The organism is Gilliamella sp. W8136 (assembly GCF_016101285.1).
Taxonomy (GTDB): Bacteria; Pseudomonadota; Gammaproteobacteria; order Enterobacterales; family Orbaceae; genus Gilliamella; species Gilliamella apicola_N.
On record NZ_JACFQU010000007.1, the window covers coordinates 90,519 to 113,572 of the forward strand.

The 23,054-nt window shown below is 35.0% G+C and carries 27 protein-coding genes; 24 read left to right on the forward strand and 3 right to left on the reverse strand.

Going from position 1 to position 23,054, the window contains the following annotated elements; all coding sequences use genetic code 11:
* Positions 1-3 precede the first annotated feature (3 nt).
* From H3T96_RS15025 to H3T96_RS05960, 15 genes are all read left to right on the forward strand, one after another.
* Entirely contained in the window at positions 4-222 is a 219-nt protein-coding gene (locus H3T96_RS15025; protein ID WP_370545717.1) for a host cell division inhibitor Icd-like protein, read from the forward strand.
* Positions 215-451 carry a hypothetical protein gene (locus H3T96_RS05895; RefSeq protein WP_144091435.1) on the forward strand — a complete coding sequence of 79 codons (237 nt, stop codon included), beginning with the start codon at positions 215-217 and terminating at the stop codon, positions 449-451. The genes H3T96_RS15025 and H3T96_RS05895 overlap by 8 nt, the downstream gene beginning before the upstream one ends.
* Positions 444-665 carry a hypothetical protein gene (locus H3T96_RS05900; protein WP_144091436.1) on the forward strand — a complete coding sequence of 74 codons (222 nt, stop codon included), beginning with the start codon at positions 444-446 and terminating at the stop codon, positions 663-665. The genes H3T96_RS05895 and H3T96_RS05900 overlap by 8 nt, the downstream gene beginning before the upstream one ends.
* Positions 652-3,039 carry a primase-helicase zinc-binding domain-containing protein gene (locus H3T96_RS05905; RefSeq protein WP_144091437.1) on the forward strand — a complete coding sequence of 796 codons (2,388 nt, stop codon included), beginning with the start codon at positions 652-654 and terminating at the stop codon, positions 3,037-3,039. Before H3T96_RS05900 ends, H3T96_RS05905 begins: the two co-directional genes overlap by 14 nt.
* 4 nt (positions 3,040-3,043) lie before the next feature.
* Positions 3,044-3,364: a hypothetical protein gene (locus H3T96_RS05910; protein ID WP_025315435.1), complete on the forward strand. Its 321-nt coding sequence runs from the start codon at positions 3,044-3,046 to the stop codon at positions 3,362-3,364.
* Positions 3,365-3,590: 226 nt separating this feature from the next.
* A complete protein-coding gene (locus tag H3T96_RS05915) occupies positions 3,591-4,748 on the forward strand; it encodes a phage major capsid protein (RefSeq protein WP_144091438.1) in 1,158 nt (385 codons plus the stop codon).
* A 31-nt stretch (positions 4,749-4,779) separates the two neighbouring features.
* Complete coding sequence (locus H3T96_RS05920; RefSeq protein ID WP_086364392.1) at positions 4,780-5,334, forward strand: HK97 family phage prohead protease; 555 nt, start codon at positions 4,780-4,782, stop codon at positions 5,332-5,334.
* A gap of 2 nt (positions 5,335-5,336) precedes the next feature.
* Complete coding sequence (locus H3T96_RS05925; protein ID WP_144091439.1) at positions 5,337-6,536, forward strand: phage portal protein; 1,200 nt, start codon at positions 5,337-5,339, stop codon at positions 6,534-6,536.
* Positions 6,533-6,865, forward strand: coding sequence for a phage head closure protein (locus tag H3T96_RS05930; protein WP_025315439.1), 333 nt, complete (start codon positions 6,533-6,535; stop codon positions 6,863-6,865). Before H3T96_RS05925 ends, H3T96_RS05930 begins: the two co-directional genes overlap by 4 nt.
* Entirely contained in the window at positions 6,858-7,151 is a 294-nt protein-coding gene (locus H3T96_RS05935) for a head-tail connector protein (protein ID WP_025315440.1), read from the forward strand. The genes H3T96_RS05930 and H3T96_RS05935 overlap by 8 nt, the downstream gene beginning before the upstream one ends.
* Positions 7,152-7,158: 7 nt before the next feature.
* Positions 7,159-7,527, forward strand: coding sequence for an HNH endonuclease (locus H3T96_RS05940; RefSeq protein WP_144091440.1), 369 nt, complete (start codon positions 7,159-7,161; stop codon positions 7,525-7,527).
* A gap of 142 nt (positions 7,528-7,669) precedes the next feature.
* Positions 7,670-8,014 (forward strand): phage terminase small subunit P27 family, encoded by a 345-nt coding sequence (locus tag H3T96_RS05945; RefSeq protein ID WP_025315442.1) that lies wholly within the window; start codon positions 7,670-7,672, stop codon positions 8,012-8,014.
* Entirely contained in the window at positions 7,998-9,665 is a 1,668-nt protein-coding gene (locus tag H3T96_RS05950) for a terminase large subunit (protein WP_144091441.1), read from the forward strand. The genes H3T96_RS05945 and H3T96_RS05950 overlap by 17 nt, the downstream gene beginning before the upstream one ends.
* Before the next feature lie 33 nt (positions 9,666-9,698).
* Positions 9,699-10,418 (forward strand): DUF4145 domain-containing protein, encoded by a 720-nt coding sequence (locus H3T96_RS05955; RefSeq protein ID WP_144091442.1) that lies wholly within the window; start codon positions 9,699-9,701, stop codon positions 10,416-10,418.
* Positions 10,419-10,912: 494 nt separating this feature from the next.
* Positions 10,913-11,245, forward strand: a complete 333-nt coding sequence (locus tag H3T96_RS05960) for a multidrug efflux SMR transporter (protein ID WP_039128022.1) — start codon at positions 10,913-10,915, stop codon at positions 11,243-11,245.
* Between the two features lie 423 nt (positions 11,246-11,668).
* Here the strand turns inward: H3T96_RS05960 and H3T96_RS05965 are convergent, their stop codons facing one another.
* From H3T96_RS05965 to H3T96_RS05975, 3 genes are all read right to left on the reverse strand, one after another.
* Positions 11,669-11,833 (reverse strand): hypothetical protein, encoded by a 165-nt coding sequence (locus H3T96_RS05965; protein WP_186279210.1) that lies wholly within the window; start codon positions 11,831-11,833, stop codon positions 11,669-11,671.
* 18 nt (positions 11,834-11,851) lie between these two features.
* Positions 11,852-12,778 (reverse strand): hypothetical protein, encoded by a 927-nt coding sequence (locus tag H3T96_RS05970; protein WP_186279211.1) that lies wholly within the window; start codon positions 12,776-12,778, stop codon positions 11,852-11,854.
* A 559-nt stretch (positions 12,779-13,337) separates the two neighbouring features.
* The gene (locus H3T96_RS05975) at positions 13,338-13,709 is read right to left on the reverse strand and encodes a hypothetical protein (protein ID WP_144091443.1); all 372 of its coding nucleotides are present in this window, start codon (positions 13,707-13,709) and stop codon (positions 13,338-13,340) included.
* A gap of 523 nt (positions 13,710-14,232) precedes the next feature.
* On the opposite strand from H3T96_RS05975, the gene H3T96_RS05980 reads away from it, so the two are divergent.
* The 9 genes from H3T96_RS05980 to H3T96_RS06020 all read left to right on the forward strand — a co-directional run bounded on the left by H3T96_RS05980 (position 14,233) and on the right by H3T96_RS06020 (position 23,031).
* Complete coding sequence (locus H3T96_RS05980; RefSeq protein ID WP_086326809.1) at positions 14,233-14,703, forward strand: YhcH/YjgK/YiaL family protein; 471 nt, start codon at positions 14,233-14,235, stop codon at positions 14,701-14,703.
* A gap of 24 nt (positions 14,704-14,727) precedes the next feature.
* A complete protein-coding gene (locus tag H3T96_RS05985; protein WP_144091444.1) occupies positions 14,728-15,663 on the forward strand; it encodes a sugar kinase in 936 nt (311 codons plus the stop codon).
* Positions 15,664-15,874: 211 nt separating this feature from the next.
* A complete protein-coding gene (uvrA, locus tag H3T96_RS05990) occupies positions 15,875-18,706 on the forward strand; it encodes an excinuclease ABC subunit UvrA (RefSeq protein WP_086326813.1) in 2,832 nt (943 codons plus the stop codon).
* Positions 18,707-18,756: 50 nt separating this feature from the next.
* The gene (plsY, locus tag H3T96_RS05995) at positions 18,757-19,362 is read left to right on the forward strand and encodes a glycerol-3-phosphate 1-O-acyltransferase PlsY (protein ID WP_216355782.1); all 606 of its coding nucleotides are present in this window, start codon (positions 18,757-18,759) and stop codon (positions 19,360-19,362) included.
* 173 nt (positions 19,363-19,535) lie between these two features.
* Positions 19,536-20,141: a recombination mediator RecR gene (recR, locus tag H3T96_RS06000; protein WP_086326811.1), complete on the forward strand. Its 606-nt coding sequence runs from the start codon at positions 19,536-19,538 to the stop codon at positions 20,139-20,141.
* A gap of 93 nt (positions 20,142-20,234) precedes the next feature.
* Entirely contained in the window at positions 20,235-21,053 is an 819-nt protein-coding gene (locus tag H3T96_RS06005) for a pyridoxal phosphatase (protein WP_086326812.1), read from the forward strand.
* A 10-nt stretch (positions 21,054-21,063) separates the two neighbouring features.
* Positions 21,064-21,771 (forward strand): tRNA pseudouridine(65) synthase TruC, encoded by a 708-nt coding sequence (truC, locus tag H3T96_RS06010; RefSeq protein WP_086308554.1) that lies wholly within the window; start codon positions 21,064-21,066, stop codon positions 21,769-21,771.
* Positions 21,772-21,908: 137 nt separating this feature from the next.
* Positions 21,909-22,337: a DUF4878 domain-containing protein gene (locus H3T96_RS06015; RefSeq protein WP_144091445.1), complete on the forward strand. Its 429-nt coding sequence runs from the start codon at positions 21,909-21,911 to the stop codon at positions 22,335-22,337.
* 82 nt (positions 22,338-22,419) lie between these two features.
* The gene (locus H3T96_RS06020; protein ID WP_144091446.1) at positions 22,420-23,031 is read left to right on the forward strand and encodes a YiiX/YebB-like N1pC/P60 family cysteine hydrolase; all 612 of its coding nucleotides are present in this window, start codon (positions 22,420-22,422) and stop codon (positions 23,029-23,031) included.
* The last annotated feature ends 23 nt before the right edge of the window (positions 23,032-23,054 follow it).

Consider the following 23,054-nt stretch of genomic DNA (forward strand, 5'->3'; position numbering starts at 1 on the left):
ATTATGGCTAACAGCTATGATAGCGCACACCTACGTGCAAGACAATCCAAACTATATAAATTCTATGACCTTTCAACCGCTCAAGTTATCCAAACTACAGCAACAACCGAACGACAAGCACGCAAAAATTTAGGCAAGCAATCGCTTATCTTTATCGCCAGAATTCGAATAACTCCAATCAGTGAACAAGCCGGAACGTGGGGAGGTTACAGTCATGAATAATGCTAATAACCACCGATTAATAAATAATATTGAAACCAAACTAGCACAAGCCCAAAGCATGATTAAGGTGATTTGGGATAATCACAATTATAAAGATGAGGGATTAGATGAGCCTTTTATTGATCATTGCGATACAGGTAATTTACTTTGGGCAGCTGGTGACTTAATCGAAGATGCTTACAAGGAACTATTAAATATCGATTTCAAAGGAGATGAGAATAATGCCTAATATTTCTTTAGATGCAGTTGATACTATCAACTCTAAACTCGATCAAGCTAACGCTATTGCAACCCTATTAATGTGTGAATGTAATGAAGATACCAAATTAAGTAATGAGTTACGCTCATATGTGCTTTGGGCTATATCAGACTTAATAACTGATTCTAAGAAACTATTTAGTAGTGAAACTGAATCTAAGGGTCGAAAAAATGAAAATAAATGAAATTACATCCCAAGCAGTAGATAAATGGCAATCAATCTTTAGTTCATTAGGTATTGTGGTGGGCAATGGTAAGCATTGTCCTTGCCCTGTCTGCGGTGGTAAAGATAGATTCAGGTTTGATAATAAAAATGGGCGCGGTACTTATTTCTGCAATCTATGCGGTAGCGGTGACGGCTTAGAACTTATCAAAAACTATTATCAATGCGACGCTAAAGAAGCATCGAGTAAAGTAGTGGAATGTTTAAATCTGTCTAATCAAAATAACCAAATACGGGAAAATCTCGTATTTAGAAAAATAGATTCTGAACAATTACATAATGATAACATACCAAATAATCCCGTATGTAAAAAGGTCGAGTATTTGCTATCTAAAGCAACATTAGGGCAATCTCAATACCTGACCAAGAAAGGGTTAACCTTTGGTTTGCCATTATTGGACAATGGGCGCATTTTTGCGCCTATGCTGAATTTTCATAATGAATACGCAGGCGGTCAATTTATCGAGCCAGACGGAAGCAAGCACTTAATGAAAGGCTCGAATAAAAAAGGGGCTTTTATATGGGTCAGCCCAAATTTGGGCAAGCCTGACGAGGTAAAAAAAGAGTTGCTCACAGCTAATGAAATTATTATTTGTGAGGGATTAGCCACTGGCATATCGATATCGGAATTCCGCCATCGGTCACTGGTGATATCTGCTATTGATGCAGGCAACCTTATTCATGTAGCCAAAGCTATTCGTGAGGTTAATTCTACCGTAAATATTATTATTGCGGGTGATAATGATATAGGTAGTCATAGAAACACAGGTAAGGAAAAAGCGATAGAAGCAGCTACGGCGGTAAATGGTTATTACACAATCCCTGACACTGATTATAAATGTGATTGGGATGATTATAGGCAACAATTTGGACTTGAAAAAGTTAAGCAATATTTTGATAGCAATATCAAAAATTCACTTAAGGGAAGTTTTTCCGAAATTAAACTAAAATCTATACCCGACTTATCACAGATGCAAGCCAGTCAGAAAGCTGATGTACTCATAGATCATTATGAGAATAATCTATCCTTAGATATGGTGACAAATGAGGTATATATCTATAAAGATAATGTTTGGCAAATGATTTCTGAAATGGATCTTAAACGTGAACTAGTCCAGTTGTTTCGACAATCAAATGCTCATTATTCAGAAAAAGGCATTAAATCGACCATTGATACAATGAAGCTTCAAATACCATTAAAAAACGAACCAGCGAGAAATTTAATAGGTTTTAAAAACGGTGTATTTGACCTTGATACTCGTACTTTTAAATCTCATTCAAAAAATCACTGGTTACAATCAATTAACAATGTTGATTTTATTGATAGTGTATCGAATGAAAATTTAGAGCATCATGCGCCTAATTTTTATCAATGGTTGTCACGTTCCGCTAAAAAAGACACTATCAAGATGGATGCTATAAAAGCAGCATTATATATGATATTGGCTAATCGTTATGACTGGCAATTATTTTTAGAAGTAACAGGCGCAGGTGGTAGTGGTAAAAGTGTCTTTGCTGATATTGCTACAATGTTAGCAGGTAAAAACAATACGGTATCTGCCAATATGGAATCACTTGAAAAGCCAAGAGAAAGATCTCTTATTGTTGGACAGTCGTTAATTATTTTACCCGATCAAGCAAAATATATCGGTGAGGGTAACGGTATTAAGGCAATTACGGGTGGTGATGATGTGGCTATAGATGAAAAATATAAGAAACCTTATTCAACTAAGATACAGGGGGTTATATTAGCGATTAACAATAACCCAATGACATTTAGCAATGATGACGGGGGAATATCTAGGCGGAGGGTAATCTTTCACTTTGGCGAGCCAGTTCCTGCTAATGAACGCGACCCAATCCTAAAAGATAAAATACGTGGTGAATTGTCTGTGATAATCCGTCATTTATTCAATTATTTTGAAGATGATAACAAAGCTAAATTACTGTTAATTGAGCAACAAAAATCATCTGAGGCAATTGAAGTTAAGCGATTAACCAATCCACTTATTGATTTTTGTAGTTATCTCTTTGCAACCGATAAACCTGACGGCATGATGATAGGAAAATACTCAACGCCAGTACAATTTAAGCGATTTCTATATCATGCCTATATTACATTTATCGAAAACAATAATCTAAAAAATCCATTATCACTCAGGAACTTTGTTAATGCTCTACCTGCTGCAATGAAAGAGTACGGCTTGGAAGTCATTATAAGAGCAAGGCATGGTGAGGGACGTAGGACTAACTTACATCTTGATTATGATAAGTGTAATGACTGGTTCCCTGATGCTGCGTTAGAAGAAAATAATATTAACTATAATAAAAGGTAACAAAATGAAAAGACTAATTGATACTAAAATTATGGCGATTGCATTAGATGAAATGTTGCATGATCCTATTAAAATAAATCAAATAACAAACGAATTTAGCAATCTAAAAAAGTATGTGCAAAACCAGCGTAAAATTTTGGATAGGAAACGAACTAATAATGAGTTAACTGAATTAGAGGAATATTTTATCTTCCCCGCTTTAGATGATGCTTATTTTTATTTATTAGATAGCCTAAAAAGTAACGCCAGACCTAGTGGCGAAATGAAGAGAATTGTTAGTGATATACCAAGTAGAATTGATTATTGGCTAATACAAATAAAATAATTCTGTTCTGATGCTTTCTGATTAATTTTACCTAATTCATTGAATTAACAATATTATTTTGTTTTGTTAGACTGCAGTTTGGGTTAATAGTATAACCACGAATTAGCGCAGATATGGCAGTCTAAAACCTAAGCGCAGCATCTTTCATAGCCTAATCGCTATTCCCACTTAAAGCCTTTCATATCTCGCTGTAAATAAAGAATAAATAAAGGTAAATAATAACGATATGAAAAAACTTATTGAATTACGTCAATTAAAAGCGACCAAAGTAGCAGAAATGCGCTCAATGCTTGACAAAGCAGAGCAAGAAAACCGCAGTATGACACCAGAAGAAAAGACACAATTTGATACTATAAAAGCAAAAGTTGAAGAGTTGAATACTGAAATTTCTAACTATGAAACTTTAGCCAATGAAGAGCGAAGTTTAGCAGATAAGAGCAAACCAGTAGATAAAAAGCTTACTAATGAAGAATTACGCAACTATATCCGTACTGGTGAGGCTCGTTCATTGTCTACTGCTGTACCTGCTGATGGTGGTTATACAGTAATACCTGAATTAGACAAAGAAATTATGCGTCAGTTATCTGATGAATCAGAAATGCGTGCGATTTGTACGGTTAAAAAAATCGGTTCAAACGAATATAAAAAACTGGTATCTGTAGGTGGCGCAGCGGTTAATCACGGCGAAGAGGGAATAGCTAGAACGGAAACCGCTACCCCAAAACTTGAAGAAGTATCAATCAAGTTATACCCGATTTATGCTTATCCTAAAACAACGCAAGAAATCTTAGACTTTAGTGATTTGGATGTCTTAAGTTGGTTAACCGATGAAATCAAAGATACTTTTGTCGAAACCGAAGAATTAGACTTAATTAATGGTAATGGCACTAAAAAAGCTAAAGGATTCCTTGCTTATCCGCAAGCAGCACAAGCCGATAAAGTGCGTCCATTTGGCACACTAGAAAAGATGACAACTACCGCAATCACGGCAGATAGTTTAATTGATTTACTTTTCAAACTTAAGAAGAAATACCGTAAAAATGCTGTATGGGTAATGAACTCAAATACTGCAGCAACATTACAAAAACTTAAAAATGGTAATGGTGATTATATTTGGCGTGATGGTTTAAAAGCAGGCGATCCTGATATGCTGTTAGGTAAACCTGTTCATTATTTAGAAAATATGAATGATACGGGTGCCGTTGTTGCGGTGGGTGACTTTAAACGGGGTTACTACATTGTTGATCATGAAACAGGTGTAAGAACTCGCCCAGATAACATTACAGAACCGGGATTCTATAAAGTCCATACTGATAAATATCTCGGTGGTGGTTTAGTCGATTCTAACGCTATCAAAATCTTAGAAGTATCTGCTGGTAAATAATAACAGGGCTATATGCCCTTTTGAGGTTGATATGGATAAGAAAAAATATGAAATCAGAAGTACCGAAGTCGTTAGGGACGATACTAAGCTAGTCGGTTATGTGGTGAAGTGGAATAGCCGTTCACAATTGATATGGGGTGAATTTTATGAGCAGTTCGCACCAAAAGCATTTAGCCAATCATTGAGTAATAATCCTGATATTCGCGCTTTATTTGAACATGACCACAAAGCCCTATTAGGTCGGACTATCTCTAATACCTTAATTCTGGCTGAGGATGATATTGGTTTGCGATTTCAATTAACACCGCCAGACACTCAATTAGGGCGTGATTTGCTCGTTAGTGTGGATCGTGGTGATATTCGTGGTATGTCATTTGGTTTTATAGCCACAGCTGAATCATGGGATTTTAATCAAGAGCCATGTTTAAGAACGGTAAATACTGCTGAACTATTTGAAATAACCGTCACGAGTATGCCGGCATACCAAGAAAGTGATATACAAATAGCCAAACGTTCTATGCTTGAAGCTAAAGCCAAATTTCAGCCTGATTTAAGTAAAGCATGGCTTGACCTTATGGAGTTATAAACATGGGATTATTTAGCCGTAAGAAGAAAGAGCAACGAAGCATGACAGTTGACGAGTTAATTTCTTATCTTGGTTTGTCTAATACAAATTCGGGCGAATATGTATCGCCTAGCTCAGCCGAGGCATTACCCGCCGTGATGAATGCGGTTACGGTAATCAGTGAAGCTGTTGCCTCAATGCCGTGTTATCTCTACAAGCTCAACAAAAAAGGCGAACGTGAACGCATATCAAGCCATCCTGTTGAATATTTGCTAAATGAGATGCCAAACACCAAACAGACACCTTACCAGTTTAAACGCACAATGATGCGCCACTGTTTATTAGGTGGTAATGCTTATGCGGTCATTCACTGGGGTAATGACGGGCGACCTAGTGGGCTTGAAAGTTTCCCACCTTATGCTGTTACTCCAAAACGATTGGGTAATGGGCGTTATGCTTACTCCATTGTCGATGAGGATGGTAATGTCACAAATTACTTACAAGATGAGGTATTACATTTACGTTATGCGAGTGATGACGGTTTTCTCGGACGTTCTCCTGTTACTATTTGTCGGGAAGCGATAGGATTAGGACTTGCCCAGCAACGCCATGGCTCATCTGTCATGAAAAACGGACTAATGGCAAGTGGTTATGTCTCTATGGCTGAATGGATGGATGATGCAAAAGGGAAAAAAGCCTTAAATGCATTAGAACGTTACAAAGGTGCAAAAAATGCAGGTAAAACACCAATACTTGAGGGAGGAATGAAATACGAGCAGTTAGGCATGAGCAATCAAGATGCCGAGTGGCTGCAAAGTAGACGGTTTACGATTGAGGACATAGCTCGAATATTTAACATTAGCCCGATGTTTCTACAAGAATATTCCCATAGTTCATATAGTAACTTTTCAGAAGCTACACGTTCATTTTTAACTTTAACGCTTAGACCATGGCTTACCAATTTTGAACAACAATTAAAAGATGCATTAATGATTGATGTTAATCATGATAAAAGCCGTTATCTAATTGAGTTTGATACATCGGACTTGATGCGTACCAGTCCAATAGATCGCTTTAACAGCTATAACATAGCGATTAAATCAGGAGTAATGAATCCTAATGAAGCAAGATTAAGAGAGGGTTTGCTACCTTATGAGGGCGGAGAAGAATTTAGCCAAGCGTGGAAGCAAACAGTAGAAGTTAAAAAGGATAATGCTGAATGATTATAGGGCGATTAAGACAGCGCATTATCTTACAGAAATTCGAGAGCTACCGAGATCCATTTGGTCAAATTATTAAAGGATGGAAAGATATTGCAAACGTATGGGCTGAGGTTAAAGCAGTAACTGGTAAAGAGCTTATGTTATCACAGCAAGAGATGAGCGGGACCACTATAAGGGTTTATATTCGCTACCGTAAGGATATTGATACCACTTGGCGGATTAAGTACCTGATAGCTGGCTCACAATATTTAAATATTAAAGCTGTATTACCTGACGCAAAAAGAACTTATTTAGAATTGTTATGTGAGGCTGGTTTAAACGATGGCTAATATTACCTTACAAGAAGTTAAGTTACATTGCCGTATTGATGACAGTGACACCTTAGAAGATAGCTTACTTCAAATCTATATAGATGCTGCTCTTGAAGTTTGTCAAAAGCATATAGGAAAATCATTTGATATACAGGAATTCACGCCAGCAATCAAAGCAGGTTGTCTTATGTATATAGCTCATCTATATGAGAACCGAGAAATGGTTAGTACTAACACCGTAAGCGAAGTGCCGTTAGCTATTTCTTCATTGTGGAGTATCTACCGTGACCCAGCTATCTATTAGGTGAATGATGCCAATACAACCATTAAAGAGATGTTCATATCCTAATTGTCGTAACCGTGTTAAATCAGGGCGATGTAATGAGCATAGAAGAGATAAACAGCAAGATAAAGCACGAGGAACAGCAGCACAACGAGGCTATAATCATCGTTGGCAAATATATCGAGCTGAGTATCTTAGGCATAACCCACTATGCAAGATGTGTAATGATAAAGGATTACTCACTCCTGCTACTGTGATAGACCATATCAAACCTGTTGAGGATGGACAAAGTGATCCTCTCTTTTGGCAAGCAAGTAATCATCAACCATTATGTCGAGACTGTCATAGCTATAAGACAAGAGTAATCGATAAACGAGGATTTGGGTCATCTTCATAATAAAGACAACTGATAGCAGTCCTCAGATATGATGAGTGGGTAGGGGGGAATGTTCAAAGAAATTCAAAGAGGCAAAAGACCACCACCCTCCTCAAATTTTTATGCACAGTGATTTTTTAGAAAGTAGAGAGAAAACAATAATATGAAAGCACCTAAATATTTGGATAAATTGGCAAAGGAACAATGGAAACTTAGAGCGGACCAGTTAGCTAGTCGTGATGATATTCAGCCTGCCGATTGGACTAATTTAGAATTGTTTTGTGTTAATTATTCTATGTACCGTAAAGCAATGGAAGATATTGCAAAGCGTGGATTTTCAATTGTTAATTCACAAGGTACTGAAAGTCGCAATCCTGCACTTAGTGCAAAGTCAGAAGCTGAAAAAATCATGATTAAAATGGCTTCATTGCTTGGCTTTGATCCTGTAAGTCGTCGTAAGAATCCAGTTGAAGCGAATGAGGAAGATGAGCTTGACCGATTGGCATAATTACGCATTATCGGTTAAAAATGGTGATATTCCTGCTTGTAAACGCTTAAAACAGGCAGTAAACCGCTATTTCATTGATTTGGATAATCCTAATTATTATTTTGATAGTGAAATTGTCACTAAATTTGTTTCATTCTCAAAAGTCTGTCCACACGTTAAAGGTCATTTAAGAGCTAAACCTATTGTGCTTGAGACGTGGCAGCAATTCTTATTTGCTAATCTGCTGGGATTTAAGCACATTAAAACAGGATTACGCAAATACCGTAGTGCTTATGTGCAAGTACCGAGAAAGAACGCAAAATCGACTACAGCAGCAATTCTTGCTAACTGGTTTTTAGTCATGGAAAAAGGTCAGCAAGATATCTATACTGCAGCTGTTAGCCGTGATCAAGCTCGAATTGTGTTTGATGATGCTAGACAAATGGCGATACTTAGCAAGCCAATAAAGAAAAGAGTCACCATTCAACAACATAAAATCATTAATTCTAAAAGTAATAGTATATTAAGACCTCTTGCCTCAAAAGCTTCAACGATAGAGGGAACTAATCCTAGTTTATCAATTGTAGATGAATACCACTTACACCCTGATAATGGCGTTTATTCAGCCCTTGAATTAGGAATGGGAGCAAGACCAGAAGGCATTTTATTTGCTATCACCACCGCTGGCAGTAATACCATATCAGCCTGTAAACAGCATTATGATTATTGTTGCCAGATTTTAGCAGGTGACGAAGTTAACGAATCGCAATTTGTACTTATTTACGAATTGGACGATGAAAGTGAAATTGATAACCCTGATTTATGGATAAAAGCTAATCCTAACCTTGATATATCGGTTGATAGTGGCGCCTTGGAGGACACGATTAAGAAAGCCAGAGGTATATCTTCCCAGTGGGTCGAAATGCTCACTAAACGCTTTAATATTTGGTGTAATGGGGCTACGCCTTGGGTAAATACTGGTAGCTGGGTTGCGTGTAAAGCTGATTATGCAGAAGAAGATTTAAAAGGGTTAGATTGCTATGCTGGATTAGATTTATCATCTACTAGTGATATTACTAGCGTCTGTTATTCGTTTCCTTTTGAAACCGAGGTAAGATTATTAACACGGCATTACATTCCTGAATATCAGCTTACTAACGTGGCTAACAAAAATAGAGAGATGTACCGTAAATGGGTTAATCAGGGTTGGATTCGAGTAACTAAAGGCGACTGTATCGATTATGACCAAATTCGTGATGATATTTTAAAAGACAGTGATCAGTTTAATATTAAGTTAATTGGCTTTGATGTGTGGAACGCCACACAATTGAGAACGCAGTTACAAAATATCGGCTTAGACGTTGAGCCGTTCCCACAAACATACGCACGTTATAGCCCAACATCGAAAACTGCTGAGGTATTTATTAGTCGTAAACGGATTAAACATAATGGCGATCCTGTTTTGGCTTGGGCTATAGGTAATGTAGTGATGGAAACAGATGCAAATGCCAACATCAAGCCCAATAAAAAGAAAGCAGCCAACAAGATAGACCCTGCAGTTGCTTTCCTCATGTCATTCGGTACCTACTTACTTGAATATGGCGAGATAGATATCAACCTATCAGACGAACAAAAACAAGCGTTAGACGAATTTAAAGGGATTGAGCTATAATTAATAACCTAATATTTGCAGGAGATAATAATTATGCCTTTTTCTAGAGTTTGTCCTTTTTGTAATGTTTTATCCACAATAACAAGAAGTGATATTCAAAGTGCTTCGGATTTTTTCTATAGAGATTTTGCAGATGATACTACTTATGGCCTACAAACTCATGTTATAACATGCCCATCACCGGAATGTAATAAAGCTGAAGTTTTTGTCCAAAAATGGGACACCAACAATGCAGAAAATATTCGTAATACTTTTATTAATTCTGAATATATAATTCGTAGATGGGATCTTGAACCAGAAGCGAATGTTAAGGTTTTTCCTAATTATGTGCCTGAATCAATATTACAGGATTATAAAGAGGCAAAATTAATTGTCAATATTTCTCCAAAAGCTTCAGCAACAATATCTAGACGTTGTTTGCAAACTATGATAAGAGATTTTTGGGCTATAAAAGATAAAAAATCTTTACATCATGAAATTGAAGCAATTAAAGATAAAATAGATACCAATATGTATGACGCTATTATGGCACTTAAATCTATTGGTAATATAGGTGCTCATCCAGAAAAAGATATTAATATAATTGTCGATGTTGAACCCGGTGAAGCAGAAGAATTAGTGTGGTTAATTGAAACATTAATTGAAGATTGGTACATGGTGAGACATGACCGCGAAAATAGGATAAGTAAAATAAAATCAATTAATACTGAAAAACAATTAGAAAGAAAAATAGATCCCTATTCAACTAATTAACAACATACAACACTATAATAACACGTGATTAATTTACTGATTATTAATAATTAATTTTGTTAGTGTTGTTAGTGTCATAAAATCACAAAAAAGAAGTTTTCTTTTAACTTTTTACTTTATTGTTAATAGATGTTATATTACATATCGGTGATAAGTTGAGTGGGTCATCAATATTTAATGTTATACATTATGTTATATGTTTAGCATATTGTTTTTATAATATCATTATATATCAATATGTTATCATTATAATTCGATTCCCTCACAACCCACCACTAAAAATCATCCTATTCAGTGATATTCAAGAGTTAGTAGCTATCTAGTTTACTTATCATTTAAAAATAATACAGATATAAAAAATATAGATATAAAACTCTAGCAGGTTTTAATAATATACCTTATAAGCTTACCAAATTGAACAATTCAAGCTTTTAAACCTGATTTATTGAAAGTTAGGAATAAGACTATCGTTTTAAACAATTGTGGGTATTAGCATGAATTCATATCTTCTTCTTTTTCTAGCTATTATTTGTGAAGTGATTGCAACTTCTTCATTAAAGTTATCCAATGGCTTTACTCATTTGGTTTTTTCAATCATTACTATCATTGGATACAGCGCTTCTTTTTATGTTCTTTCATTAGCATTAAAAACGATTCCTGTCGGAATTGCTTATGCGATCTGGTCTGGCATCGGAATTGTGCTTATTAGTTTAATTGCTTGGATTTTTATGAAACAGACTTTAGATCTTGCTGCTTTAATTGGTATGGGATTTATTATGTTTGGTGTGGTCATCATTAATCTCTTTTCGAAAGTAGCAGCGCATTAGAATATAAAAAACATTCGTTAAATGACACATTACTTAGTTTGGATCTCTTTATTTCGTAAAATTATTCGGCCAATTATTTCATATTGATAATATGACTGTTTCGACTTGTTTAGGATAAAAAATTAGGATATTTACTTTAATTTTTTTCGTGGAAAATTGCCTTTTTTATTCTGAAAAAGACAATACAGGATTAATAATAAACTTTTCTTTAAATCGAATTGTATTAAAAAACTGAAAGTATAGGTTCGTTGTTTATTATAATGACGAAATTTAAAATAGAGTTTTTTAATTATTATTTAAATTGATTTATTTTTTTAACTGTCCGAATGCAAAATTGCCATTTATCTTATTTATGGTTGGGATTAAAGCATTTCTAAAATCTTTTTATTTTTGTGGCAATTTGTTTTTTACTAATAACTATTTTTAATCGTCTAATTTCATTAAGCACTTAGAAATATCTTGGTATGCATGTGCAATAAAATCATGCTCGGCATTTGTTGCATCAATCAGTTTAATATCTTTGTTTCGTTGTTGTTTTGTTCCAATCCTAATAAAATTGTTACTACTACAATGGACATAACCCGCCAAATCCGCTTGCCCTGTAGCTTAGGTTACATTGTCACTCCTTTTTTCTATTTGATTTAATTCACTTTCTGAAAAAGTGCTAATTTGTGATATTAACTGTTTAGCAAACAAAGGATAGTTTTGAGCAACTTCTGGATCATCAATGTTTTTACATCGATTTATAAACTGTTCGATCAAATATGAATTATTTAAATCATGCAACAATTCAGTCATTCTGCGATAGATAATCTCATCGTAATAATTGAGATCATCAATATAATTAATTAGTAATAAATTAGCGATTTTTTGATTAATAGATTGATTATTATTGTTTTTCACTAATATTTTATGTGCAATAACACTTTGTTCGTCATTGCCTTCTAAAGCAATATTGATAAGGGTGGATAGTAACTGGCTTAATTGATCATCATTCAATCCATCATCATGGATTAATGTTAATGCGTTTGTTTGTTGTGATGAAGAATTGAGAGCAATTTGTAGTTGTATAAAAAAATCAGGACATTGTCGAAAATTCTGTTTCGCAATCAATAAATTTTGTTGAGCCTGATTTAAAGCAAGCCATTCATGGGCATTTGCAAGATATTTTTGCCTCAGTTTTCTTATTTCTGACGTTATCTCAAAGCAATCCTCTAGTGGTTCATCGGGTAATGCCCAATAATCAATAAGTTGCCAATGCTGAGCATAATCGTTATAAAGGATATTTAATACTTGGTGAATAATAGGTTGATTTTGATTAGGATCAGCGGTGAATAAATCATTACAAATATCGATACATAAATTCATTAATATGTGTTTTTGAAATGTTGAGTAATTATTATCAAGATAGGCAGACAAATATTTAGCTAACCATTGCGGTGTTCGATATTCGTTCGCTAATTCATATTCCCAATCCTGTCCATTACCGAGGGGGACTTTTAAATCTTGGCACAGTTTCTCAAGTTCATTCATAATTATGACTCAACATTATTGTTTATCCAAATTTTTTACATAAAATGATGCAAGAGTTAGGCAAAAAGCGCTTTATTTTAGTATCTGAATTTCATGAGGTAAACATATTTCATTTTTATAAAAAAGAAATTTTATCCATGTTTACTTCAATCACAGAGAGTTTTTTTAATTTAACTCTTATGCCATGTTCATTATCACTTGGCCATTAAACATATAACCATATAACCATACTCATCTGGTTTATTGGTTGCTAAGTAAATTTTGATTAATGATATGTTTTATAAGTGCTTCAATATCTCATAAATTATAAATGTTTGTGATATAAATTATGATTTAATGATTAATAATATTTTGTGGTTTAATTAACTGAGATTAATAAAATTTATCGCATTTTACATTTCTTGATTGTAGTCTAATGATTCTAACTAGATGATCGTTCCCTCATGTTGGTTAAACTATCCAAAAGAAAACCTTGGCTATACATTCATCTTGAATAATATAATTTAGAATATTTTAATGATGGATAAATGTTTACTTTAATCGAAACGGATAAATTATTTTATACATCAATCGAGAGATTGACTGAACTATCTAAAAATATTTTTTTGATATATTCAGTTAACAATGCAATGTTTTGATCAGTAAATTCAGCTGTCAACCTTTGCTCACCCACTAAATGTTGTTTATCCGCTTTAATTTCTACTGTTAGAGAATTTTTTTGTAAAAACAGATTACTAATGGCATTAGCAACTTCCATCGTTGAATTATTAGTTTGTATACCTATTGCATCATCAATTTCACCATCATCAAAGCGCGAAATAATTAAATAACGATCGGGTGATATGGGATGGTTGCCAATACCAACAATCAAGACGTCATTCTCGGTATAACAGTTTATAGTAGTAGCAAAAAAGCATGATTCTTTTTTCATATTTAATTTTTACAACCTCATCACATTAAACGAATTCATTTTATAAATAATTTGTTATTGTAAAGATATTTCTTATTGTCGTATCTGAATTTGTAATAAAAGCAATAAACTATCTTCAAATAATTAAACATCAATTGAAAAAGTTATTAATAAAAAATACTAAAACTTGCTGGAGTCTATCAAAAAACGATTTTTAGCTAATTTTGATTTCTTATTTGAGAAATCAAATGTTTCAATTTATATGCAATCTGTATCATATATTCTCAATCTTATAGTAGACTAACCACATCGAGCCTAAAATAAAATGTGCATTTTATCGCTTTTCGGTGATTTATTTATTTTATTGAAATAGAACTGATAACGTTAGCAGATTATAAACTCTTTTTATGTTTTAAGATCTACAAAAAAGCTCTACTTAAGTATATACTCTTTATCAATTTAATTAGTTTAACATGGCAAGTTTTTGTTATGCGTAATTCAAATAGCCTTATTTGTTTTCATCAATTTGTAAAGGATCATGAGTATGATTTTAGGTAATATTAATCATTTGGATTTAATCCCATATTTACCCAACAAAATTAAGCAATCAATCGAATATGTTAAAGATAATGTTAACAGCAACACGCCAGTAGGACGTTATGATATTGATGGCGATAATATGTTTTTTATGGTGTCTGATAGCACTTTGCGACATATTCATGAGGCTAATCCTGAGTTTCATAAAAAATACCTTGATGTACAAATTGTATTGGAAGGACAAGAGGGAATGGCAGTAAGCACCTTACCACCCCACACTAAGGTATTAGACGACAAATTAGCAGATAATGATATCGCTTTTATCGAAACACCCCCAGAAGAAACCATGTTAATATTACAGTCGAACGATTTCATCGTATTTTTACCCAACGAAGTTCATAAACCGCTCTGTACTATCAATAATAAGATTACAACGGTTCGTAAAGTTGTGGTTAAAATCGCATTGGATTATTTATAATTAGGTCAAGGATATAGGTACAATATGACTTTAAATATCGCTGTTATTGGCGAATGTATGATTGAATTGTCGATGAAACAAGATTCGACAACACGCAGTTTTGGTGGAGATACACTTAATACTTCTGTCTATTTATCACGTTTATTACAAGGTAAAGACTTTGCAATTCACTATGTAACTGGATTAGGCACCGATCCTTTTAGCCAAGAGATGGTTGATAGTTGGCAAAAAGAGCATATTAAAACTGATTTAGTACAAAGAATGTCAGATAAGATGCCAGGACTCTACTCAATTGTCACAGATGATCAGGGTGAGCGTTCTTTTTATTACTGGCGTAATGATGCAGCAGCTAAGTTTTGGTTAAAAACTGCCGAAACAGACAAGGTAGCTGAACAGATTGCTCAATGTGATTATGTCTATTTGAGTGGTATCAGTATTGCAATTTTAGATGCGGAAAGTATTCTTAAATTATTAGATCTTTTAAAAAGAGTTAAAGCTAATGGTGGCAAGGTTATTTTTGATAATAACTTCCGTCCACGTTTATGGAGCAGCCTTGATTTAGCTCGAAGTGTTTACAGCGATATTCTGAGTTTTACCGATATTGCATTTTTAACGCTTGATGATGAAGATTTGCTATGGGGTAAATTGCCTTATGAGCAAGTAATTGAGCGCACTAAAAACTTTGGTGTAACTGAAATCATCATCAAACGAGGTAGTGATAGCTGCATTGTTGATTGTGCTGAAGGTCGCTTTGAGGTGCCAGCTAATAAAATCGCTAAAGATAAAGTTATCGATACAACCGCAGCAGGGGATTCATTTAGTGCAGGTTATCTTGGTGCACGCTTAAGTGGGCGAAATCCTTCCCAATCAGCATTACAAGGCCATTTAGTTGCAGGTACGGTCATTCAATATCGTGGTGCGATTATTCCTTTAGATGCAACTCCAAAACTAATTGATTAATATAAATGACTAAAAACGGTCGCTAAAGACCGTTTTTATTTTAGCAAATAATCTTGTCAAAAAGTTTCAGGTTAACTATACGTTTGAGTATATAATAGCCAATAACGTGTTCTATTATATATGTGGTATATTTAATCGATTATTACTGGTATAATATACAGTTTATTTCTAATTCATTTCGTTTAAAACACACAAGAAGAGATCTATGTCAATCAAAGATATCGATATTCGTGGTGCGCGAACGCACAATCTAAAAAATATTAATGTTACTATTCCAAGAGATAAGCTGGTTGTAATAACGGGTCTTTCGGGATCAGGTAAATCTTCGTTAGCATTTGATACTCTCTATGCTGAAGGGCAACGACGTTATGTTGAGTCATTATCGGCTTATGCACGTCAATTTTTATCATTGATGGAAAAACCCGATGTTGATCATATTGAAGGTTTATCACCCGCGATTTCGATTGAGCAAAAATCAACTTCGCACAATCCTCGTTCAACAGTGGGAACAATTACCGAAATTTATGATTATTTGCGTCTGCTATTCGCTCGAATTGGCGAACCACGCTGCCCGAAACATGATTTACCGTTAGCCGCTCAAACGGTATCACAAATGGTTGATAGTATCATGGCATTACCGGCTGAAAACCGTTATATGCTGCTAGCACCCGTTGTGACTGAGCGTAAAGGTGAATTTGTTAAGTTATTTGAACAATTATCAGCGAGTGGTTATATTCGAGTCAGGGTTGATGGTGATGTCTATGATCTGTCTGATCCGCCGACACTTGAACTGCAAAAAAAGCATACTATTGAAGTGGTCGTTGACCGTTTTCGTATTCGTGATGATTTAAAACTGCGCCTAGCGGAATCAATAGAAACCGTACTTTCTATTACCAATGGGATTGTAAAAGTTGCCAATTTGGATGATCCACAAGCTGAAGAACATCTGTTTTCGGCTAATTTTGCTTGTCCAATTTGTGGTTACAGTATTTCAGAACTAGAGCCAAGATTATTCTCATTTAATAATCCAGCGGGAGCTTGCCCAGAATGTGATGGTCTTGGTGTACAACAATATTTTGACGCCAAACGCATCGTTCAAATGCCTGAGGTTTCGTTAGCTGCAGGTGCGATTAAAGGTTGGGATCGTCGTAATTTTTACTATTTTCAGATGTTAAAATCACTGGCTGAACACTATAAATTCGATATCGATCAACCATACGAAAAATTACCTGAAAAAGTGAAAGATATTCTATTAAATGGATCAGGTAAAACCGAAATTCAATTTACCTATTCAAATGATCGTGGTGATGTTGTTAAACGCGTTCATCCATTTGAAGGCATTATTAATAATTTAGCGCGACGTTACAAAGAAACTGAATCACAAACCATTCGTGAAGAGTTAGCTAAATATATCAGTAATCGTCCTTGTCCTTGTTGTCATGGCTCAAGGTTATGTACAACAGCAAGACATGTATTTATTAATGATACTAATTTGCCAACTATTAGTGATTTAAGTACTCAACAAGCAAAAGACTTTTTTGACAAGTTATCATTAACAGGACAGCGAGCACAAATAGCTGAAAAGATCTTAAAAGAGATCAACGACCGTTTGCAGTTTTTAATCAATGTTGGGCTCAATTATTTAACGCTTTCACGTTCTGCTGAAACATTATCAGGTGGTGAAGCACAACGTATCCGACTAGCTAGCCAAATCGGTGCGGGATTAGTTGGAGTGATGTATGTACTTGATGAACCTTCTATCGGTTTACATCAACGAGATAATACCCGACTTATTGATACATTAACGCATTTACGTGATTTAGGTAATACCGTTATTGTCGTTGAACACGATGAAGAAGCCATTTTAGCGGCAGATTATGTTATCGATATCGGACCTGGTGCAGGTGTACATGGTGGTGAGGTCGTTGCACAAGGTACCCCTAAACAAATTATGGCCAGTAAAACATCATTAACGGGTCAATATTTGTCAGGGAAACAAAAAATTGAAATCCCTGCAAATCGTACAAAAGTCGATAAGACAAAAATGTTATCGCTCATTGGTGCAACTGGTAATAATCTTAAAGATGTGACATTAAATATTCCTGTTGGACTCTTTACTTGTATTACTGGGGTATCAGGATCAGGTAAATCGACATTAATTAATGACACTTTATACCCATTGGCACAAAATGAACTCAATGGTGCAGAAAAAAGTGACATAGCACCTTATAAAGCTATTGAAGGGTTGGACTATTTTGATAAAGTCATTGCGATTGATCAAAGTCCTATTGGGCGCACACCTCGTTCAAACCCAGCTACTTATACGGGATTTTTTACTTCTATTCGTGAGCTTTATGCTGGTGTACCCGAAGCCCGAGCTCGAGGTTACAATCCTGGAAGATTTAGTTTTAATGTAAAAGGTGGTCGCTGCGAAGCTTGTCAAGGTGATGGTTTAATAAAAGTTGAAATGCACTTTTTACCAGATATTTATGTACCTTGTGATCAGTGTCATGGTGCACGCTATAATCGTGAAACGCTTGAAATTAAATATAAAGGCAAATCAATTAATGAAATTTTAAATATGACGGTTGAAGAAGGTCGTGAATTCTTCGATGCTGTACCAATGATTGCCCGCAAATTGCAGACGTTGATTGATGTAGGATTAGCTTATATTACCATTGGTCAATCTGCCACAACATTATCGGGCGGTGAAGCTCAGCGAGTAAAACTTGCCAAAGAGCTATCTAAGCGCGATACTGGTAGCACTTTGTATATCTTAGATGAGCCGACCACAGGTTTACATTTCGCTGATGTAAAACAATTACTTGCACAACTTCATTCACTCCGCGATAAAGGTAATACTATCGTAGTGATTGAACATAATTTAGATGTGGTTAAAACGGCAGACTGGATTGTCGATTTAGGCCCAGAAGGGGGCAATGGTGGTGGTGAAATCATTGCTGAAGGTACGCCAGAAGAGGTCGCAAAATCGAAAAAATCGTATACAGGTCAATATTTAAAACCATTGCTTGATAAGCAATAATGTAAACCAACGTTATTGTTATTACAAAAAAGTGAACCAAGGAGAGCATTTTGATATTACAAACATTATTGATGATCATCATCGCTTATTTCTGTGGTTCACTTTCTGGCGCTTTGATCGTCAGTCGAATGATGCATTTGCGCAATCCATTGGAGTATGGTTCACATAATCCTGGAGCGACCAATATGTTACGAATCAATGGTAAGCTTCCGGCAATGCTTGTACTAGTGTTTGATATGTTAAAAGGTACAATACCTGTTTATATTGCTTATCGGATCGGTATTTCACCTTTTTTCCTTGGTATGGTGGGCATTGCAGCATGCCTTGGGCACATTTTCCCTTGTTTTTTTGGCTTTCATGGTGGTAAAGGGGTCGCAACAGCATTAGGCATGATGATGCCAATAGGTCTCGATTTTACTGGCTGCTTTATTTTGACTTGGTTATTGGCATTATTCGTAACAGGTTATTCATCCGTTGCATCAATTGTTGGATTTCTTTTTGCCCCGTTGTATGTTTGGATTTTTAAAGCAGAATTAACGTTACCCGTTACAATGCTCTCTTGTGTTATTATAATTCGCCACAGTAGTAATATTATGCGACTTTTTAAAGGGGAGGAACCGAAAAGTTGGCTTTTCAAAAGCAAAAATAAACATTGAAATTATTGTTAATCAGCATTGGTAACGGTTTTTTATTTTCGTCATTTTTATCTCAACGGTTTTTCATAACAAAATATAATTAAATTGAAATAATAACGTATTTCTTGTTTTATAGATTTTTGAAACAAGGTATCATTAATACTAAATAAAATAGATGGTAACAAAATAGATTCATGCAAATTAGCCCATTATTAGACTCTCTTATGGAAGCATTTCGCTGTTTACCTGGGGTTGGTCCCAAATCCGCACAAAGAATGGCTTTTCATTTATTACAACGCAATCGACAAGGTGGTATTAAATTAGCTCATGAACTTCATGAAGCGATGATTAATATTGGTCACTGTAATGAGTGTCGAACCTTTACTGAACAAGAAACTTGTACAATTTGTGCCAATGTTCGACGCCAAAGCAGTGGACAACTTTGCGTAGTTGAAACACCCGCTGATATTGTTGCTATTGAGCAAACAGGTCAGTATAGTGGACGTTATTTTGTCTTGTTAGGTCACCTATCACCATTAGATGGCATTGGTCCAAGCGATATAGGTCTGGATTTATTGAAAAAAAAATTAGCATCAGAAGCGATTAATGAAGTGATTTTAGCGACTAATCCAACGGTTGAGGGGGATGCTACTGCTAATTATATCGCGCAAATGTGTGGTGAATTTAACGTTGTGGCAACAAGAATTGCCCACGGCGTACCTGTTGGTGGTGAGCTTGAAATGGTTGATGGTACAACTTTATCGCACTCATTTGTTGGTCGCCAAAAAATTGAATTTTAAATTGGTGATCCATAAGATTACCTTATGGATTACCTAAATAATTATCAATAAAATGTTTAGCTGGTTCGATAGAAAAGATAGAAGAGGAAATGTATGAAGTATAAAGCTGTTGCGTTCGATATGGATGGTACCTTATTAACAACTGACCGACTTGTGTTACCTGAAACGGCCGAAATGATCAAAAAAATCAGTTCGAAAGGGGTAAAAGTTATATTAGTATCTGGTCGTCACCATAGTGTTATTTATCCTTATTATTATCAACTTCAATTATCAACACCAGCGATCTGTTGTAACGGCACCTATTTATATGATTTTGAAAAACAACAATCATTAGCAGCCAAACCAATGACCAAAGAGCAGGCTAAAACGCTACTTAACCTAGTTCATCAATATGGTATCCATACTTTAATTTATACCGATAGAGTGATGACATATGAAGTGCTTGATGATCATCTTGAAGGATTTTTTAAATGGGTTCACTCATTACCCGATTACTTACAACCTGAAATCGACAAAGTAGAGAGCTTTGAAAAGGTTATTGAAGAAGCGAAAGCCGTATACAAATTTGCAACCAGTAGTCACAACATTCCAGTGTTACAAGAGTTTTCAAAGGCAGTTGACGCGCTGGGATGTTTTTCATGTGAATGGTCTTGGTCTAATCGTGCCGATGTTGCCATAAAAGGCAATACAAAAGGTAATGGTTTAAGTCATTGGGCTGCGCTTGAGAACATCGATCTAAGCGAAATTGTTGCTTTTGGTGATAGCTATAACGATATTAGTATGTTATCTCTTGCGGGATTAGGAATTGCGATGGGTAATGCCGATGAAGAAGTCAAAGCCAAAGCCAGCTATGCCATAGGTGATAATAATAGTCCAAGTATAGCAGCAGAATTAGAAAAACTGTTTTTATAATTAATACGCTGTGTTTGAAATTCTATATCAAGATAATGACTTAATTGCGATAAACAAGCCAAGTGGTTGGCTTGTGCATCGCAGTTGGTTAGATAAGCATGAAACAGTAGTGGTTATGCAAACATTGCGTGACCAAATTGGTCAACATGTGTTTCCTGTACATAGGCTTGATAGGCCTACTTCTGGTGTATTACTCTTTGCACTATCAAGTGAAATTGCTCGTTTAATGTCTGAACAATTTGCAACAAAGCAAATTGAAAAAACATATCATGCCATTGTGCGAGGTTATGTTGAAGGTGAAGCTATTATTGATTATCCATTAGTGGAAGAACTCGATAAAATTGCGGATAAATTTGCAGACACCAATAAACCCGCTCAAGAAGCAGTAACGGCTTATCGAGGAATTAGTAAAATTGAAGTTCCAATAAAAGTGGGCAAATTTGATACTGCTCGATACAGTTTTGTTGAATTAAAACCTAAAACGGGCCGTAAACATCAATTACGCCGTCATATGAAACACATTTTCCATCCTATTTTGGGCGACAGTAAACATGGCGATTTACATCAAAACCGTGCTTTTGCCGAATTTTTCTCGATAAAGCGACTGATGTTGCATGCCAGTAAGTTACAAATCACCCATCCAATCAGTCATAAACCCATTGTCATAGAAGCCAATTTAGAACAGCAATGGCAAGATATCCTATTGAAATTTATTTAATAAAATTGAATTTGTATAAAAGTTAGCTTGCAAATATTTTTATACATAGTATTATTCTAACGCTTTCTTTTTGATATCTCTATTGAAGAGAAAGTAAGCTATTACATGAATTTATAACAACACGATTGGAAATAAAAATGAAATTATTTGTGAAATTTTTTAGTGTTTTTTTATTAGCACTTATGATAACAGCATGCTCTTCGCAAGAAGATGGACCGGAAGGCGCTGCCAAAGAATTTATGTCTGCTATGTATAAAGGCGATCTTGATAAAGTTACTAGTTTGCTTTACTTTCCTGAAGAGAAGAATTCTTCTGATATGATGTTAATGGAAGGTATGGTAAAAAGCAAAATGAAAATGGCTGTCGATGAAGCTGCTGAGCTTGGCAAAAAGCATGGTGGGGTTGATAAAATTGAATGTACTCTTGTTAACTATACCAATGAAGAAAAAACAGAAGCAAAAGTTCTAGCTACTACTTATTTCAAAGATGGTACTAAAGATGAAGTACATGGTGCAACAACTGTTATAAAAGTTAATGGTAAATGGCTAGTAGCATTTAAAATTTAAATAGATAGTATATATTGATTGATATAATTGATAATAAAAGGGCAAAATAGTTTTGCCCTTTTATATTTTGGAAATTACTTTAATGAAAGTTTATCGTTTTATTCCTATTATTTTTATTCTATTACTCAATTTAGTTTGGGCTGATGAAAGGGAGCAATTTACGCATCAACATGATAATTTATCTTATAACATCAAAGTCGGAGATTGGATTTTTAGAAAAGGCGTACAAGTAGATAGTCTAATTGCTCATCAATTTAGTGGAGGTAAATTTTCCCATATTGGGATGGTGGTATCAATCAACCCAGATATCAAAATTATTCATGCCACTACTAGTGATGATGAGAATTACCCTAATCAGGTCATTATTTCAAGTTTTGATGAATTTATCACACCAGAACTCGCTGAAAAATATGCGATAGCAAGACCCAATTTTTTATCTGAAATTCAAAACCAGCAAATCGCTAATGAGCTTTTGACTAAACAAGGACAAGCTTTTGTTTTAGCTTCTCGCGAGGAACCTCATTTATATTGTACAACATTGCTGTATGACGCGATTATAAAGTACCAGCCAGACTTTACAGTTCAATGGCAGCATACCCAATTTCCTTTCTTTAGCGGTGATTATCTATTCCCGAGTGCTTTTGCCAATCATCCTGATATCACTTGGATCTATCATTATCCAACCTTAAATTGAGGCATTTTTTAAAAGCGAAATTA

Bases quoted from the DNA above. Each gene is read 5' to 3' on its own strand.
- H3T96_RS05985 (WP_144091444.1), top strand. From the start codon at position 14,728: ATGACTTTAAATATCGCTGTTATTGGCGAATGTATGATTGAATTGTCG.
- H3T96_RS06020 (WP_144091446.1), top strand. From the start codon at position 22,420: ATGAAAGTTTATCGTTTTATTCCTATTATTTTTATTCTATTACTCAAT.
- H3T96_RS05910 (WP_025315435.1), top strand. From the start codon at position 3,044: ATGAAAAGACTAATTGATACTAAAATTATGGCGATTGCATTAGATGAA.
- H3T96_RS05930 (WP_025315439.1), top strand. From the start codon at position 6,533: ATGATTATAGGGCGATTAAGACAGCGCATTATCTTACAGAAATTCGAG.
- recR (WP_086326811.1), top strand. From the start codon at position 19,536: ATGCAAATTAGCCCATTATTAGACTCTCTTATGGAAGCATTTCGCTGT.
- H3T96_RS05945 (WP_025315442.1), top strand. From the start codon at position 7,670: ATGAAAGCACCTAAATATTTGGATAAATTGGCAAAGGAACAATGGAAA.
- H3T96_RS05970 (WP_186279211.1), bottom strand. From the start codon at position 12,778: ATGAATGAACTTGAGAAACTGTGCCAAGATTTAAAAGTCCCCCTCGGT.
- H3T96_RS05980 (WP_086326809.1), top strand. From the start codon at position 14,233: ATGATTTTAGGTAATATTAATCATTTGGATTTAATCCCATATTTACCC.
- H3T96_RS05955 (WP_144091442.1), top strand. From the start codon at position 9,699: ATGCCTTTTTCTAGAGTTTGTCCTTTTTGTAATGTTTTATCCACAATA.
- H3T96_RS05925 (WP_144091439.1), top strand. From the start codon at position 5,337: ATGGGATTATTTAGCCGTAAGAAGAAAGAGCAACGAAGCATGACAGTT.
- H3T96_RS05920 (WP_086364392.1), top strand. From the start codon at position 4,780: ATGGATAAGAAAAAATATGAAATCAGAAGTACCGAAGTCGTTAGGGAC.
- H3T96_RS05935 (WP_025315440.1), top strand. From the start codon at position 6,858: ATGGCTAATATTACCTTACAAGAAGTTAAGTTACATTGCCGTATTGAT.
- H3T96_RS05905 (WP_144091437.1), top strand. From the start codon at position 652: ATGAAAATAAATGAAATTACATCCCAAGCAGTAGATAAATGGCAATCA.
- H3T96_RS06015 (WP_144091445.1), top strand. From the start codon at position 21,909: ATGAAATTATTTGTGAAATTTTTTAGTGTTTTTTTATTAGCACTTATG.
- H3T96_RS05975 (WP_144091443.1), bottom strand. From the start codon at position 13,709: ATGAAAAAAGAATCATGCTTTTTTGCTACTACTATAAACTGTTATACC.
- H3T96_RS05915 (WP_144091438.1), top strand. From the start codon at position 3,591: ATGAAAAAACTTATTGAATTACGTCAATTAAAAGCGACCAAAGTAGCA.
- H3T96_RS05900 (WP_144091436.1), top strand. From the start codon at position 444: ATGCCTAATATTTCTTTAGATGCAGTTGATACTATCAACTCTAAACTC.
- H3T96_RS05895 (WP_144091435.1), top strand. From the start codon at position 215: ATGAATAATGCTAATAACCACCGATTAATAAATAATATTGAAACCAAA.
- H3T96_RS15025 (WP_370545717.1), top strand. From the start codon at position 4: ATGGCTAACAGCTATGATAGCGCACACCTACGTGCAAGACAATCCAAA.
- H3T96_RS05940 (WP_144091440.1), top strand. From the start codon at position 7,159: ATGCCAATACAACCATTAAAGAGATGTTCATATCCTAATTGTCGTAAC.
- H3T96_RS06005 (WP_086326812.1), top strand. From the start codon at position 20,235: ATGAAGTATAAAGCTGTTGCGTTCGATATGGATGGTACCTTATTAACA.
- H3T96_RS05960 (WP_039128022.1), top strand. From the start codon at position 10,913: ATGAATTCATATCTTCTTCTTTTTCTAGCTATTATTTGTGAAGTGATT.